The organism is Holdemanella sp. DFI.5.55, assembly GCF_020593575.1.
Classification (GTDB): Bacteria; Bacillota_I; Bacilli_A; order Erysipelotrichales; family Erysipelotrichaceae; genus Holdemanella; species Holdemanella hominis.
Genome location: NZ_JAJDMK010000375.1, coordinates 1 through 236, shown reverse-complemented (window position 1 = coordinate 236; position 236 = coordinate 1). Strand labels below are relative to the sequence as shown.

The window sequence follows — 236 nt, the reverse complement described above, 5'->3', positions numbered from 1 at the left end:
GCCCAGCTCGTTGGGAACTTGAATCTCATCCCAGTCATAGATCGTATGGCTCCAGACATTGTTGTCCCAAGCCTGATTTAGATTATCCAGCGTTTGATAGCGCTGCTTGAGCCATTTTTGAAAAGCCCGGCGACAGTTTTCACAATAGCAGTTGTCACCATACTCATTATTAACGTGCCAAGCCACGATATGCGAATTGCCAGCATAGCGCCGGGCCAATTGATCAACCAATCGAC

At 47.9% G+C, this 236-nt stretch carries 1 protein-coding gene; it reads right to left on the bottom strand.

Translation table 11 applies throughout. The annotated features are described in order from the left end of the window. Positions 1-236: beta-galactosidase (locus LJE08_RS14475; RefSeq protein WP_227403646.1), on the bottom strand; the 236-nt coding region annotated here is incomplete at both ends.